This is a genomic window from Streptomyces sp. NPDC001709 (assembly GCF_053596375.1).
Window position 1 is genome coordinate 1 of record NZ_JBSFGB010000054.1, and the last position, 13,947, is coordinate 13,947.

The following is a 13,947-nucleotide window of genomic DNA, read 5'->3' on the forward strand; positions in this document are numbered from 1 at the left end:
ATCCACCGCCATCGGGATACCTCATTCTCCCGGCATAGCGCGGCCCACGGCAGCCGTCACGACCCGACGTAACCCGCACCGTTAAAGATCTCTAGAGGCGGTGTAGCAACGTTGTTTCGTCTATGGCAAACCGATCTGCACAGCCCAGAGGCTCCGGAGAGCTCCGGAGCCTCTGTTGCTGCGGGGTGCCTGGACCTTCAGCGCACCGGGGTTTGGATGGTCACGGAGTTGTTGTTCTGGTTCGGGTCGAACGTGTTGTTGGTCACGGTCGCCGTGTTGGTGAGTGTGCTGTTTCGCGCGGCGCTGACCGTGACCACGATCTTCGTGGTGGATGTCGCGCCGTTCGCCAAGATGCCGAGCGGACATCTCACGGTGCCGGCGGATCCCACCGGTGGTGTCTGGCAGCTGCCCTGGCTGGGAGTGACGCTCACGAACCTGGTGGTGGAGGGCAGGTTATCGGTGAGCACGACGTCATCAGACTCAGAGGGCCCGTTGTTGTGCACCGTCAGAAGTCAGATTGCGGTTGCGCCTTGCCGGCTCCGGGCTTGCCCCCTTCGAAACGGCCAGGTCGGCGGACGAGCGGACGATGGCCAGGCTGTGGGTGTCGCCTCCGGCGATGGCCATCACGTTATCCAGGAAACTGCTGTAGGGCGCCGTCTGACCGAACGAACAGACCCGTACGGGCGTGGTGCTCGGGGTGGTTGTGCCATTGCCAAGCTGGCCAGAGCTGTTGCCTCCCCAGCCGCGGGGGGTGCCGTCGCTCAGCGCCGCCAGACTGTGGAAGTTCCCTGCGGCGATGGCGGTCACTGCGCCGAGTCCGCTGACCTGGACGGGCGTGTTGCTGTTGGTATTGGATCCGTTGCCGAGTTGGCCGTCGATGTTGGCTCCCCAGGCGACGACGGTCCCGTTGGATCGCAGAACCAGGCCGTGATGACTGCCTGCCGCGATGGCGACGACACCGGTGAGGAACTGGCTGCAGGGAGCGGTCTGGCCGAGCGCGTCGGCCGGCCGCGCAGCCCGTGTCATCGTGGTCACGGTGCTTGCGTCCCATGTGGGCGGCCCGCGGCTTGCAGCTCGAACCACATGGTCTTGCCAGTGGCCGTCCGAGTGCTGCCCCAGGCGTCCGCCAACAGGTCGAGGAGTTCGATGCCCCGGCCACCCTCCGCATCCGGATCGGCGACCGTGCGTGCAGGGCTGGAGGACTCGGTGTCCTCGACCTCGCACAGCAGGCGGGAGTCGCGCAGCCGCAGGTTGAGTCGGAGCGGGCCGCGTGTGTGACGCAGTGCGTTGGTGGTCAGTTCGCTGACCAGAAGTTCGGCGGTGTCGGCTAGGTCGTCCACGGCCCAGTCGCTCAGCTGAGCGGTCACCAACCGTCGCGCTCGGCGCACGGAGGCCGGGTCCCGCTGCAAGGGCCATGAGGCGTCCCAGGTGGTGGCTCGGGCGCGGGGTGCGTCCAGCGGGCGCAGCGGGCTGAGCATGCGGGACCACAGGGCCCACTGCCTGGCGCACCAGGAGGGTGCACCGCCGCGCGAGGCCCGCTCTTCGCGGTGAACGGTGCTGCGGCAGTCGATCGCCTGGATCGCCATGGGGATCAGTCCCTTCTTCGGCGTCCGGACGGCCCGCCAGTCAAGGTGCTGCCTGGCGTGCGCCAGGGCGTGCACGTAGCACTCGCTACACCTCAAATATAGGCGTAGCAGGTGCTACGGTAAAGACCTGCCCAAAAAGGTAAATAACGGGCATGCCAGCGTCTCGCCCTCGCCTCTCCAGGAGCACCATGCCCCGCCCGCCGGACCCAGCCAAACGACGCGACCTTCTGAACCGGGTCCGCGAGTACGTCTTGCGCAACGGCCTCGCGGACCTCTCCCTGCGCCCTCTGGCCAAAGCCCTGGCCACCAGCGACCGCATGCTCCTGTACTACTTCGGCACCAAGGAACAGATGGTCGCCGAGGCACTCGACATCTATGAGCGCCGCCCCCTCCTGCGCACACGCGAACTGCTGCAGGCCGTCGGCCGGCCCACGAACCCGGCAGACCTGCGCCGGTTCGTGGAAGAGGTGTGGCGGCAGTTCAGCGACCCCGATGTACGCACCGCACTCCCTGTCTACCTCGAGATCATGAGCGCCAGCGTGCTCCACCCCAACCGCTACGGGCCCGTCATGCGCGACATCATCGGCGAATGGACCCTCCTGTTCACCTCCGTCTTCCGCGACCTCGGCATGGCCCAGGACCGAGCACATACACAGGCCACCCTTCTGACCGACGCCCTCCTCGGCCTGCTGATCGCCCCGCTGGCGGACGGCCACTGGGACCGGGCCCACCAGGCGTTCCATGCCCTCCTCGACAGCCTGGAACCCGGATGGCACACCACGGCGTGACAGCGGCCGGCCTCCCAGCCGCAGCGCTGTCCCGGGCTCCTGCAGGCGGTGCCCCTGCTGGTCGCCCTCGCGCCTCGCGCTCTGTCGGCATCACCCCCGTCGGCGTACGGCCCGCGCGGCCACGGGAGTCGTCGGCCGCCTTCGTGAACGCGGCCCTGCAGGCGGCGCAGCCGCTCGACCCTGAGATCGAAGGCCACCACGTCCGGACGTGACTCCCACAAAGCCCGCACCGCCGTCAGATCGACCGCCTCCCGGGATCGGCCCCCGGCTCCTGGTCATCGTGCTCGGAGTCGGCGGCCCATGCTGCGAGCAGCTGCTCGGGCATCGCCGCCTGCTGGTGCCCGACGACGTCGTATGCCCGGCCCCGAACGGCGGTGACGGTGGTGCGCAGCTTCTCGCCGAGAAGCGCCGCGCCGACGAGGACGGCCCGCTGTGGCCGCAGCCGATCCGGGGCCAGAGGGGGCGGAAACCGCCTTCACGTCCCGAGCGGTTTCCCCTCTGCGCACCCGGCGCGACAAGCTCACCCCCGCCACCGGGCGGTCGCTGAGCGGGCGGTCGGGTTCAGAGCCGGATGATGATCAGAGCGATGTCGTCGCGGGCGCCACCGGCCACGCCGAGGTGGGCGAGCAGGGCGTCGGCCATGGCCTCGGGCGCGAGGGCGCAGTAGCGGGCCAGGGCGCCGGTGAGGCGGCCGAGGCCGGTGTCGATGTCTTCACCCCGGCGTTCGATGAGCCCGTCGGTGTAGAGGACGAGGGTGTCGCCGGGGGTGTAGGTCTGGTCGGCTTCGGGTCGGGGGACGTGCTGCATGCGCGCGGCCAGGGGTGGGTCGGTGGCCTGGTCGAGCAGGTTACAGGTGCCGTCGGGGTGGAGCAGGATCGGGGGCGGGTGGCCTGCGCTGCTGTAGATGATCAGGTGGCTGGTGGGGTCGATGAGGGTTTTGACGGCGGTGGTGTTCAGGGCGCCGTGGACGGAGCGGGCGTACAGGCCGACGACTTCCAACGCCTTGGCGGGGCGTTCCAGGGCGCGGATGGCGGCGGACAGGGCGCTGCGGAGCATGCCCATGACGGCGGCGGCCTCAAGGCCGTGGCCGGTGACGTCGCCGACGGCGGCGGCGAAGCGACCATCGGGCAGGTCGACCAGGTCGTACCAGTCGCCGCACACGTTCAGTGAACCGGTGGCGGGCAGGTAGCGCACCGCGACGTCGTCGTGGCGGGCCAGGTCGGGCGCGGAGAGCATGGCCTCCTGAAGGGTGACGGCGACCTGGCGTTCCCGCGCGTGGGCTTGGCGCAGTTCCTCGTTCAGGCGCTGCAGCTCGCGCGCCCGCGCATACAGTTCGGCCTCCAGTACCTCGCGCTCGGAGAGCTGCCGGTCCGGGCTGCGGCCGGGGCTGTGGGACTTGACGTAGGCGGTGACGTCCTCCACCCGGTGGATGATGAAGGCCACGCTCCCGTCGGGGCTGAGGACGGGGATGTTGATCGGCGACCACCAGCGCTCCTCGAACACCCCGGGCCGGCCCATGACGGGGATGTCGTACTTCTGCAGGGCCATGGTCTCCGGCTCGCCATTGGCCAGCACCCGGCGCAGTGAGGCGTGCAGGTTGCGCACCCCGTCGGCTGAGGGGTCGGCGGGGTTGTCGGGGAAGGCGTCGAACAGGTGCCGGCCGAGCAGGTCCTCGCGGGCGCGCCGGGTCGCTTCCAGGTAGGCCCGGTTGACCTCCGCGATCACCAGGTCCGGGGTAAGCACCAGGTAGGGGCTTGGTGTGGCGGCGAACAGCGCCGCGTAGTCCATCTGCGCCATGCCTCACCATCCCCTTCCGCCACGGCCCCGCCGCGGGGCCGTGGCACGCTGTCTGCCCTGCCCCGGCTGACTGGCCCTGCTCCCAGGTTGTGCCTGCTCTCAGGCAGTGCGCACGCCGGGGCCGCCTCGGGCACAGGACCCTGTCGGTGGGCGTTGTCCAGGGCGGGTTGAGATGTCGTTTTCACCTATGACGTGCGCTCTATCCTGAGTCTTTCGACGCGGTGTCGTCATGCCGAGGGGCCTGGTGGAGTGGATGTGGTGGATGCGCCGCACGGGGTAACGGCTGGGACAGGGTGCGGCTTGCGCCTGTCTCATGAAGCAGCCCAAGGAGCTGACCGGCGGCGGAGTCAGGCCGGCCCCCGGTACGGCCCCCGCCGCCTTCCGACGGGTGTCAGGCGGTGCTCCTCTCGTGGGCGTGGCCGCCGCGCCACCCCACCCGCTGAGGTCAGCGGCCCAGCATCGGCTCCGGCCGGGCGTGACCTCCCGGCGGCCGGCTGCGTTGGAGATGACGACACGGTGTCTCCCTCCGGCCCCTGCGCCGGTACTCGTGTGGCTGACGGCCCTGACCCGTGCCTGGCGTCAGGGCCGTCATGCGCCGGGACGCCGCCGCTCAGCGCTGGGGCGCGAACCGATCGAGCTGGGGGGTCTGTGCTTGGCACAGGCCCTGCGTGGCGCCGGGATCGAGGTCGACGTCTACGAGCGGGACCCAACGATCACCGCACGATTTCAGGGGTACCGGCTCGTACTGGATCCGGTCGGATTCGAGGCGCTGCGTAGCTGTCTGCCACAGCGTTGGCACCCGCTGCTGGACGCGGTCGTCAGTGACGCCTACGTTGAGCGACTGGCCCTGGACGCCCAGCTGAACAAGATCGGCGAACTCGGCCCTGCCAGGAGCGGGATCGTGGTTGACCGGCACGTACTCCGGCACCTGCTGCTGACCGGCCCGGTTCGCGCAACGCGATCCGGCAACCGCTCAGCGGGCGGCGGGGTATCTCCCACTCCCCCACTGTCTGGTGCAGGGCCTGGGGCGCAGCCGGCGCGCTGGGATCGGCTGGGGGGTGCCGATGCAGGTCGGGCCTGGGGGTTGGTGGGCGGCGGCGGGCGGGGAGGTCGGACAGCGCCCACCGTGCGGTGTAGAGGCGGTAGCCGGACTCCAGGCCGCGCACGGTCTTCGGCTCGCTGATGTCCAGGCAGTGAGTGGAGATGGCAGCGGCCACGATCTGGTCGTCCAGGCCGGGGTCGCGGCGGCGGCCGCGCAGGACGAGGACGAGGTGGCGACGGGCTTCGGCGAGCAGGTGCCGGCGGTGGAAGCGGCCGCCGTCGTTCATCACGAACACCGTCGCGGTGACGTCGACGGCCGCCAGGGCGACGTCGACCACCGCGGCGACCCGGGCCCGGATCGCCGCCGCTGCGGCACGGGCGTACTCGAGAAGGGAGTTGATGACGTCAGCGGCCACCCCGGAGGTGCGGATCGCGCTCTCCTTCCACTCCTTGCGCAGCTTGGCGAGCGGCCGGGCCTTCTGCTTCGGCGGGCGCGTCATCTTCGCGGCGATCCCGTTCAGCTTGGCGCGGGACCGCTCGGAGACCACGGGCAGCAACTTCGGCTCGCCGTCGTCGTCGACGGCGGTGACGTACTCGCGCTCTAGCTCGGCCCGGCAGGCGGCGATCTGGTCGCTGCGCCGGGAGGTCCAGCGGATCAGCTCGTGCGGCACCCCGGCAATCTCCATCACCGGCCGGCGCCCCGGGGTGACGGTGCGCGGCTCGGTCGCCAGCCCCAGCGCCTCGCAGACCTCAGCGGCCACGATCTCGTTGTAGAGCGCGGAGGCGGCGACGGTGTTCTCGTGCAGCGCCGTGGTGTGGACCGAGCCCCACTTCCCGTCCAGACGCTGCCCCTTCACGGACACAAGCAGATGGTCATGGAGCAAGGGCATTCCCGACCGTGCCTCGTAGTGGCGGAAGCGGGCGGCGACCAGACCGCCGGGCGGCCGCACCGGTAGATGCCGTCCTTGCCGTACCGGATCACCGCCACCTCGTCCTCGATCCACTCCAGCACCCGTTCGATCGCGCGCTCGTGCGCGGCCTCGATCACCCGCCGGGTCTCCTCATCCCCCAGCGCCCACAACAGGTAGATCGTCGGCTGCGGCCGGAAGACGAAGTCGACACCGGTCACCGTCACCTGGCGTCCCAGGGCGCCGGCCTTGAACGCCTTCTTCGGGGACTCGCCCTTGGCGAGCCCGTCGGCCTCGATCCGGTCCGCGTATGGGTGCCGGCCCCGCTCGCCGAAGAGGTTCCGCAGCTGCTGCTCGGTGACCTCCTCACCCGGCGTCAGTCCGAGCGCGGCCAGGCCGCGGCCCATCCATCGCCCGGCCGGCACACCGGCTTGCTCCTGGGCCTCGCGCAGCGGCGTGCGCGCTGGGCGGCGGCCGTCGCCGACGACGGTCTCTCGCAGGTAGTAGCGGTACATCTGACCGGCCCGGATGACCCTGATATCCACTGTCATGGAGACCACATCACACGGCCCTGACCTGCAATAACAGGCTGATCAGCCTGACGTCCCGCCGGGCGGGAGCAGCAGCCGAACTTTTTTCTCAGGTGCCCGTCAGGCGGGAAGCGGCTCCGGCTGGTGAGCCAGTGTCATCGCTCTCCGGCAGCATCCCGACAACCACCCGAACAACACCAACGAGCACCACGGGACACGCACCACCGACCAAGCACCGCCCTACACGGACGACCACCCATCAGCCCCTGGCGGCCCGCCGGGGGCATCTCAATGCACCATGTCAAGCAGTTGGCCAGGCCACCTGTCGTCGAGAGGCAACTCGTTCGGGTCGTCCTCGATATTCACCAGAACGGGCTCTGGCACAGCTTCCGTGCAGTTGAGACTGTGAGTGACGGCTGGGCGTCTCAGGGTGGCACTCGAAGTCGCCCGAAAATGAGCCACGGTCACGATGGCTGGGCTGACAGTTCGAAGCCGTGGAAGAGGTCGTGCTCCGGCTGAAAGAGTTGTTGTTCCCGTCAACCGCGGACATCGCGGTGCTGTCGGTGGACGTGGATATCGAGATAGTGCGCGTTGATGCACGCTGCACCTCGACCGGGGCCGCCTGCCCGGGATGCGCGGCCTGGTCGACCGGGCTTCACAGCTCCTACCTGCGGCTCCCCGCTGACGTACCGAGCGCCGGACGAAGAGTCGTACTCCAGCTCCGGGTACGGCGGTTCCGGTGCCGGAACACCATGTGTCCGCGCCATACCTTCGTGGAGCAGATTGCCGACCTGACCCGCAGGTATGGCCAACGAACCGAGAACTGCGTTCGGCCCTGGCCGCAGTCGGGCTCGCCCTGGCCGGCCGGGCCGGCGCTCGGCTGGCCGCGGCCCTCGGTGTGTCCGTCAGCCGGAGCACCGTCTTGCGCCTGGTCAATGCTCTTCCCAAGCCGGAGATACCGGCGCCGCGGGTGGTTGGCGTCGACGAGTACGCCACTCGCAAGGGCCGCCACTACGGCACTGTCCTGGTGGACGTCGAAACCCGCCGTCCAATCGATCTGCTCCCAGACCGGGAGGCGTCCAGCCTGGCCGCGTGGCTCGCCCAGCGGCCCGGCGTCGAGGTCGTCTGCCGGGACCGTGCGCCGTTCTTCGCGGAAGGCGCCACTGCCAGAGCGCCCCAGGCGGTCCAGGTCGCCGACAGGTGGCATCTCTGGCACAACCTGAGCGAGGCCGCCGAGCGGACTGTTGCCCAGCACCGCCGCTGCCTGCGGGTCCTGACGCCAGCAGCACCTCAACCCGAACCCGAGGCCGTCCTGTCAGAGGACCCGTCCGTTTCGCCCTGGCCGCGAGGGCACCGGTTCGCCGACCGCACCCGAGCCCGGCATGCAGCCGTCCACGCCCTGCTGAAGGCAGGACACAGCCTTCGCTCGGTCCAGCGACAGCTCGGAATGAGCTGGCGCACCGTCTAACGGTTCGCCGACGCCGCGACGGCGGAGGAACTGTTCACCGGCCAGTGGCAGAACAGGCCCTCGGTCCTCGATGACTACAAGCCCCACCTGGACGACCGCTGGAGCGAGGGCTGCACCAACGCGTGGAAGCTGTGGGAGGAGATCGTGCCGCTCGGCTATAAGGGCAGCTACCAGCGAGTTCGCGCCTACCTGCACGACAAGCGCACCTCACCCGGGCCGGTCACCGCCAGGCCGCCCTCGTCGCGGTCCGTCGCCAAGTGGATCCTCCGGCACCCGGAAACTCTCACCGAAACCGAGCAACTCCAGCTCAAGGCCGTCCAGACGCACTGCCCGGGACTCGACGCTCTCACCCGGCACGTCCGTTCCTTCGCGGCCATGCTCACCGGCCGTCACGGCGATTACCTGCCGGACTGGCTCGGCGCAGTCCGGCGGGACGACCTGCCAGCCCTCCACACCTTCGCCGCAGGCATCGATCGAGACCGCGACGCTGTCGTGGCCGGCCTCACCCTGCACTGGAGCTCGGGCGCTGTCGAAGGCCATGTCAACCGGATCAAGATGCTCAAGCGGCAGATGTACGGTCGCGCTGGCTTCGGACTTCTACGCAAGCGTGTCCTGTTGTCGTGATGGACAGAGTGATCCCACGGCTGGAACGCGTGAGTACCACTTGAAGGCGCCAATATGATCTTCGGGCTGGTCGCTTGTCTCCGAGGGGGAAGAGTGTTGCGAGTCAAGAGGGCACTTCGGGGTCTATTTCTGATTGGGGCGGTGGTGTCCCTGTTCGGGTGTGGGTCCGGGACGGATGCTGGGGAGCATAGATCGAGTCAGGCTGTCAGGTCCTCGCCGCAAGCCGCCGAAACCCTGGGCAAAAAACAAGTACAGGCGGTCCTACCTGACTTGGACGACGTTCCTCCAGGGTGGGAGAGATCTGGCAAAGCTCGCCTCCAAGGGGCTGCCCGAAATGACGGCGGCCTTCTAGCCGCAGGACAACAGGGTTTCACCGCCCCTGACCTGGAAGGCGTCGTTGGATTCGGTGTCCGATCCTTCCACACCCGAACTCAGGCGATCGACCGGTACACCGAGATGAGGTCCAAGATGGCGGCCGCCCATCTGGGGTCCGCACAGATCCCGAACGTCGATGCAGTCTTCACGGCCTCATACTGTATCGGCAAGAACTACTGCAGCACCTCGATCAATCTTCGCCTGGACTCCGTTTACGCCTGGGTAAACATCAACACGCATGGCCCAGTTGCGGCCGATGCAAAGATCCTTAATTCTGTCACCCGCATGTTTGTCCAGCGCATCCGGCAGGCACAACGCGGGCAGTCGCCATCGGCAAAAGCAGCGTGACACCCGGCAAGTACCTGACTCTCCGTAGCCGCGTCACAGAAGTTGGCTCTGTCGCTGATTTGGGGGTGGTGGCCGGTCGATCAAGGTGACAGGAGGACTCGGCGTCGCAGGAGGTCGAAGTTGGCCCGGCCGTACATCTGTCTCTTCAGCAGCTTGATCCTGGTGACGTTGCCCTCGACCGCTCCCGAGGTGAAGGTGGTGGTCAGGGCGGCGAGTACGGCTGCTCGGTCGCGTCGTATGCCGGCGGCCAGGGTGCGGAGTTCTCGCTGTCCGTCGAAGCGGACATCAGCGAGCCAGACGTCGAGCGCCAGGTGCTCGCTGCGACGTTCGCGCACCATCGTGGCCAAGCGCCGGGCGTACTGGGTGGTCGTGGCCAGGGCAGGACTGCGTTCACACAGCTCGTCGAGGCGCTTGCGCTCGGTCTCGATGAGCTGCTCGGGTCGGCGCATGATCCAGTCGGTGATCCGGCGGACGGTCAGATGGGGCAGCGGGGCATCCGCCGGGATCATCCCGGTGCGATAGGGCCGCAGGTGGCGGCGGACGGTGTTGACGTCGCCGCGATAGCCCAGCTGCTGGATCTCCCGGGTGAGTGCGGCAACGTTGGTGCAGCCCTCCATCCAGCGGTGATGCAGGTAGAGCCGGTAGTCGTCGATCATGCTCGGGCGGTGGGTCGCCACGACGAGAAGCTGCTCGACATCGGCGGCGCGGGCGAAGCGCAGGACGGTGCCCCGGCTGAGGCGGAGCTCCCGGGCGATGGCGCGCAGGCTGCCGCCGCGTTCGAGGCGTTCGTGGATCTGCTGGTGGCGCTCGCGGGTGCGGGCGACCAGCGGCCGCGGCCGTCCGTGCACGTCGAGCTCGTCCAGGGCAGTGAGGTGGACGCCCGCGGGTGGACGAATGCCGTCCTGCTTGGGCTGGGCCGTGAGGGGTTCACGCAGGTCAGCGCGGTGTCGTCCGACGACGCGCTCGACAGCCTCGGCAAGGTTGTGCAGCACGTGCCAGGCATCGGCCACTTGCCGGGCCTGTGGTGCACCGGCGTGGGCGCCGTCACGGAAGGAGCCGGCACGGTCACGGCAAACGATCTGCACCTCGGGGTGGTCTCGCAGCCAGGCCGCGAAGGTGTGCGCGGTGCGGTCCGCGAGGACGTCGACGGGACGGTGGGTGTTCATGTCGACGAGGACCGTCGCGTAGGTCCGGCCGCGGCGCACGGCGAACTCGTCGACACCCAGACACGGGACAGATTCCGGCGCCGGAACGGGCAGTGCGCGCAGCAGGCGGAGCAGAGTGTCCTTGCCGATGGTCACAGCCAGGCGCCCGCACAGATCGGCTCCCGCACGTCCGCCCAGAAACAAGGCGATGTCGGTGAGCAGGGCAGTGAGCGCGTTCGTGCGACGGGCATGACGACGCGTCAGGTCCGGGATCTGCTCGGCGAACGTCCGACGCCCGCAGCTGCCGTTACCGCACACGAGACGACGTGCCCGCAGATCGAGTCGCACCTGACAGCCAGCGACGGGACGGTCCGCCAGACACCGCTGGTAGTAGCAGTGCACACGCGAGGATCTCCACCCACATCCCGGACAGGCGGCCGACCCCACCGTAGACCGCACAGTAAGCCGGACCTCAGTGTCCCCAACAACCACTCCTTCTACCGCCACCCTAACCCCCGGAAGAAGAAGGTCGGCGAGGTGAACCACATCCCCCACGCCCAGATGATGCCCACCTGCTCTTGATCGTCACCACCCCCAAATCAGAGACGGGTGCGGCTCTTCTGGAGTGAGCACGCCGGTCAGGCCAGGAGTTCGTTGTTGCGCTGGCCGGGCTGGGAGTAGAGGCGTTCGCGTTCTCTGTGGGTGTGGAAGGTCCAGTACTGCGGGAAGTCGCCGTTGCTGATGAGGGCCCGGAGGGTCAGGATGGCTTCGGCTCCAGGGACGGTCCACCGGCTGCCGGTGATATCGAGTCGGTCAGCCACCAGATGACCTGCTGCTCCTTCGACGATGCCGCTGGCGATCGGCCATCCCGCCTGGAGTGCCTTGTCGTAGTGGAGATGGGCGGCGTTGTACTCCAGGTAGCGGCAAGCCCGTTCCGCTGCGGCCCGTTGATCTGCGGACAGGCCCAGCCGGTCGGCTTGGGCGCGGATGCCGGTGACGGCGCCGAAGGCGTCGCCGGCCAGGATCCGGACGGCCTGGGCCCCGACCCAGGTCTCGGCGTCCGGATCGGTGGCGGCGTGGAAGCACCGTGAGGCCGCCCACAGCTTCTCGATCACATGGACGATGTCGAGGACGACATGGATGGTGACGCCGCGTCGGGTGGCCTCCGCGTGGATCAGCTCCAGCTGGTGTTCGGCGCCGTCGACCAGTACCACCCAGCACCGTCGGTGCTGCGGATCACGGGCTTCTGCCTGGTCGAACGCGGCGGCGATGACGTGGTCGGCGTCGTGTTGAACCGAGGCGGTGAGCCACTTCGCGCGGGCCTTGGGCCCCTTGCGTGGAGTGCGGCGGGTGGTGCGGCCGCCGGGCGGGGCGATGATGTCGTGCGGCCGGCGCACGGCCGGATCTGCATCGTGGACGACGGCGAGGGTGGCCATCCGCTTGCGGCAGGTCTTCTCCCCGGCGGACAGCCGAGTGCGGAACGTGCGCGTCGCCCGTTCCGCGGCCTTCCGCGTGGCCTCCCGCAGATGCCCCGGGCGCATCACGATCCCCTTGCCGTCGACGCTGAGCACCAGCAGCGTCGTGCTCGCGGCCGGGGCAGGGGCGCGCGCGGCATAGAAGGCGGCGATGTCCACCGCGGCCGCCCGCACGAGCTGTTCGGCCTGGCGTTTGCCCACCGCCCGCGCTCCGCAGCGGCGCTCGATCGCCTCCAGGGCGTGGTCGTAGGAGCCGCGGGCGGCTTCCAGCACGACCAGACGCCGAAGTCCCAGGCTGTGCCGCTCGCGCGGCAGCCCCAGCACCTGATCGGCCGGATAGCAGTTGGGCAGGCCCGGTGCGCGCAGCGCGCACCGGGTGACGGTGACCGGCCCGACCACGGTGGCCAGTTGGCGCTGGTGTCCCTTCTCCAGCCGGGTCCGGCCCGCGGCGAGTTGGGCCCGCCCGCCTGTGTCGAGGGCCGACAGCTCGGCTTCCTCCCTGCGGGAGCGCAGGTCGAAGTGGCCCTGCAGGAGGAGGCGGGCCAGCTCCCTCGCCCCATTTTCGGCGTCTTCCTCCACCCGTTCATGGGGCAGGAGCAGAGCTTCGGTACGGGAGAGGGAATCGATGAGACAAGTGAGGAAAGAAGCGGCTCGGTCAAAGGGGTCAGCCGTCGCGGCGGCCGCATAGCCTGCAGTCATCGGGCTCTCGTTCTTCGGGCGGACGATGGGTGGCACCTTCGACGCTAGGGACGAGAGCCCGCCCCCACACCGGCGCGGCGGCGCACGGCAGAAGACCCCGCCTGCTCCGGCGCATCCCCGGCCGCCGCCAAGGCCTGGCACGGCGTGAACAGCCCCGGTTCCTCCTCCGCCAGCCAGCCCCGCTCGACCAGCCGTTTCAGCTTCGATCGGAAGCCTTCCACCTTGCTCTTGTCCGTCGGCAGACCCAGCGCGGCACACAGGTGATGCGCCCGCATCGGATGCACCGCGTCCTGGAGAACCTCGACGATGTCCTGGTACGAACTCGGCAGCACCCCCACGGCCAGCCCGGGCGTCCACTGCGGCACCAGTCGCACCCCCACCGGCGATCCCGCCAGGGACGGGTGCTCCTCCATCTCCGCCTCGAACGCGCCCGCTTCCGCTCCGGCAACCGAGACCGCCTCCTCGCCGGACAAGATCTCGGTCATCGTCTCCCGCGTGATCTGCAGCCGGGACAACACCTCCTCCTGCTCAGCCAGACGCCTGAGCAACTCCTCGATCCGGCCCCGCAGTTCGGCGATCTCCTCCCGCGCGGCAGCCTCCCGCCGATCAAGCTCCTCCAACCACGACGCCATCGCCGCCTCCACGACCACGTCCTGGCACACGACGATCCGCCGTTCGACCACGAACGGCAACGGCGCACGACATCACCACCTCACTACAGAAGAATCCACACCCATCCCCGATCGCCGGTCAGGCAGAGACCCCGTCGGCTAACGTATCCGCCGTATCCGGGATTCACAGCCATGTCGGGATATAGGGGGAGGCCAAGAGATGCAGAGCGTTGCGCGCATGTCGTTGGGAGATGGGGCGTCTATCCTCGTCGAGGCCGGTGCGACGGACCGGGGGCCGGTGATGGCCGGTCGGGTCGCAGACAGGATGCGGGACTTGCCGCAGACGCTGCACGACGTGCTGGACCCTGTCGCGGACGCGGCCCGTACGGTGCTGGAGCAGCTGCGCCGGGCCCGTCCGGACAATGTGACGGTGGAGTTCGGGGTTGACCTGGCCGCGGAAGCAGGGGCGGTGATCGCCCGGAGCGAGACGAGCTGTCATCTGAAGGTCACCATGACCTGGGCCGCAGCCTCGGGCGACGCGGCGGGGTGAGA

Annotated in this window: 14 protein-coding genes and 1 pseudogene; 6 read left to right on the top strand and 9 right to left on the bottom strand. The window is 69.0% G+C overall.

The window, feature by feature from the left end:
- Nucleotides 1–197: 197 nt before the first annotated feature.
- From ACWC0C_RS42920 to ACWC0C_RS42930, 3 genes are read right to left on the bottom strand one after another with little or no spacing between them, the layout of a single operon-like run.
- Nucleotides 198–503, bottom strand: a complete 306-nt coding sequence (locus ACWC0C_RS42920; RefSeq protein ID WP_450870190.1) for a hypothetical protein — start codon at nucleotides 501–503, stop codon at nucleotides 198–200.
- Nucleotides 481–1,026: an RCC1 domain-containing protein gene (locus ACWC0C_RS42925; protein WP_450870249.1), complete on the bottom strand. Its 546-nt coding sequence runs from the start codon at nucleotides 1,024–1,026 to the stop codon at nucleotides 481–483. Before ACWC0C_RS42925 ends, ACWC0C_RS42920 begins: the two co-directional genes overlap by 23 nt.
- A 5-nt stretch (nucleotides 1,027–1,031) precedes the next feature.
- Entirely contained in the window at nucleotides 1,032–1,586 is a 555-nt protein-coding gene (locus ACWC0C_RS42930) for an ATP-binding protein (RefSeq protein ID WP_450870191.1), read from the bottom strand.
- 188 nt (nucleotides 1,587–1,774) lie between these two features.
- Between ACWC0C_RS42930 and ACWC0C_RS42935 the strand changes: the two genes are divergently transcribed.
- Entirely contained in the window at nucleotides 1,775–2,374 is a 600-nt protein-coding gene (locus tag ACWC0C_RS42935; protein ID WP_450870192.1) for a TetR/AcrR family transcriptional regulator, read from the top strand.
- A 561-nt stretch (nucleotides 2,375–2,935) separates the two neighbouring features.
- Here ACWC0C_RS42935 and ACWC0C_RS42940 read toward each other — a convergent pair.
- The 3 genes from ACWC0C_RS42940 to ACWC0C_RS42950 form a co-directional block, all read right to left on the bottom strand.
- Nucleotides 2,936–4,171: a PP2C family protein-serine/threonine phosphatase gene (locus ACWC0C_RS42940; protein WP_450870194.1), complete on the bottom strand. Its 1,236-nt coding sequence runs from the start codon at nucleotides 4,169–4,171 to the stop codon at nucleotides 2,936–2,938.
- Nucleotides 4,172–4,989: 818 nt separating this feature from the next.
- Nucleotides 4,990–6,162, bottom strand: a complete 1,173-nt coding sequence (mobF, locus tag ACWC0C_RS42945; RefSeq protein ID WP_450870196.1) for a MobF family relaxase — start codon at nucleotides 6,160–6,162, stop codon at nucleotides 4,990–4,992.
- Nucleotides 6,066–6,671, bottom strand: coding sequence for a relaxase domain-containing protein (locus ACWC0C_RS42950; protein ID WP_450870198.1), 606 nt, complete (start codon nucleotides 6,669–6,671; stop codon nucleotides 6,066–6,068). Before ACWC0C_RS42950 ends, mobF begins: the two co-directional genes overlap by 97 nt.
- A gap of 563 nt (nucleotides 6,672–7,234) precedes the next feature.
- Between ACWC0C_RS42950 and ACWC0C_RS42955 the strand changes: the two are divergent.
- The 4 genes and pseudogenes from ACWC0C_RS42955 to ACWC0C_RS42970 all read left to right on the top strand — a co-directional run.
- Nucleotides 7,235–7,339: pseudogene (locus ACWC0C_RS42955) on the top strand (hypothetical protein); the annotation flags it as partial.
- Nucleotides 7,340–7,572: 233 nt separating this feature from the next.
- Nucleotides 7,573–8,118 (top strand): ISL3 family transposase, encoded by a 546-nt coding sequence (locus ACWC0C_RS42960; RefSeq protein WP_450870200.1) that lies wholly within the window; start codon nucleotides 7,573–7,575, stop codon nucleotides 8,116–8,118.
- Between the two features lie 144 nt (nucleotides 8,119–8,262).
- Nucleotides 8,263–8,742, top strand: a complete 480-nt coding sequence (locus ACWC0C_RS42965; protein ID WP_450870201.1) for an ISL3 family transposase — start codon at nucleotides 8,263–8,265, stop codon at nucleotides 8,740–8,742.
- A gap of 468 nt (nucleotides 8,743–9,210) precedes the next feature.
- Complete coding sequence (locus ACWC0C_RS42970; protein ID WP_450870203.1) at nucleotides 9,211–9,465, top strand: hypothetical protein; 255 nt, start codon at nucleotides 9,211–9,213, stop codon at nucleotides 9,463–9,465.
- An 80-nt stretch (nucleotides 9,466–9,545) separates the two neighbouring features.
- Here the strand turns inward: ACWC0C_RS42970 and ACWC0C_RS42975 are convergent, their stop codons facing one another.
- The 3 genes from ACWC0C_RS42975 to ACWC0C_RS42985 form a co-directional block, all read right to left on the bottom strand.
- A complete protein-coding gene (locus tag ACWC0C_RS42975; RefSeq protein WP_450870204.1) occupies nucleotides 9,546–11,165 on the bottom strand; it encodes an ISL3 family transposase in 1,620 nt (539 codons plus the stop codon).
- A gap of 83 nt (nucleotides 11,166–11,248) precedes the next feature.
- Complete coding sequence (locus tag ACWC0C_RS42980; RefSeq protein ID WP_450870205.1) at nucleotides 11,249–12,784, bottom strand: ISKra4 family transposase; 1,536 nt, start codon at nucleotides 12,782–12,784, stop codon at nucleotides 11,249–11,251.
- Between the two features lie 44 nt (nucleotides 12,785–12,828).
- Nucleotides 12,829–13,476 carry a hypothetical protein gene (locus ACWC0C_RS42985; RefSeq protein ID WP_450870206.1) on the bottom strand — a complete coding sequence of 216 codons (648 nt, stop codon included), beginning with the start codon at nucleotides 13,474–13,476 and terminating at the stop codon, nucleotides 12,829–12,831.
- 157 nt (nucleotides 13,477–13,633) lie between these two features.
- Here ACWC0C_RS42985 and ACWC0C_RS42990 point away from each other — a divergent pair, with 157 nt between their 5' ends.
- On the top strand, nucleotides 13,634–13,945 hold the full coding sequence (locus tag ACWC0C_RS42990; protein ID WP_450870208.1) for a CU044_2847 family protein: 312 nt from the start codon (nucleotides 13,634–13,636) through the stop codon (nucleotides 13,943–13,945).
- Nucleotides 13,946–13,947: the final 2 nt, after the last annotated feature.

Bases quoted from the DNA above. Each gene is read 5' to 3' on its own strand.
- ACWC0C_RS42925 (WP_450870249.1), bottom strand. From the start codon at position 1,026: ATGACACGGGCTGCGCGGCCGGCCGACGCGCTCGGCCAGACCGCTCCC.
- ACWC0C_RS42930 (WP_450870191.1), bottom strand. From the start codon at position 1,586: ATGGCGATCCAGGCGATCGACTGCCGCAGCACCGTTCACCGCGAAGAG.
- ACWC0C_RS42935 (WP_450870192.1), top strand. From the start codon at position 1,775: ATGCCCCGCCCGCCGGACCCAGCCAAACGACGCGACCTTCTGAACCGG.
- ACWC0C_RS42940 (WP_450870194.1), bottom strand. From the start codon at position 4,171: ATGGCGCAGATGGACTACGCGGCGCTGTTCGCCGCCACACCAAGCCCC.
- ACWC0C_RS42950 (WP_450870198.1), bottom strand. From the start codon at position 6,671: ATGACAGTGGATATCAGGGTCATCCGGGCCGGTCAGATGTACCGCTAC.
- ACWC0C_RS42970 (WP_450870203.1), top strand. From the start codon at position 9,211: ATGGCGGCCGCCCATCTGGGGTCCGCACAGATCCCGAACGTCGATGCA.
- ACWC0C_RS42980 (WP_450870205.1), bottom strand. From the start codon at position 12,784: ATGACTGCAGGCTATGCGGCCGCCGCGACGGCTGACCCCTTTGACCGA.
- ACWC0C_RS42990 (WP_450870208.1), top strand. From the start codon at position 13,634: ATGTCGTTGGGAGATGGGGCGTCTATCCTCGTCGAGGCCGGTGCGACG.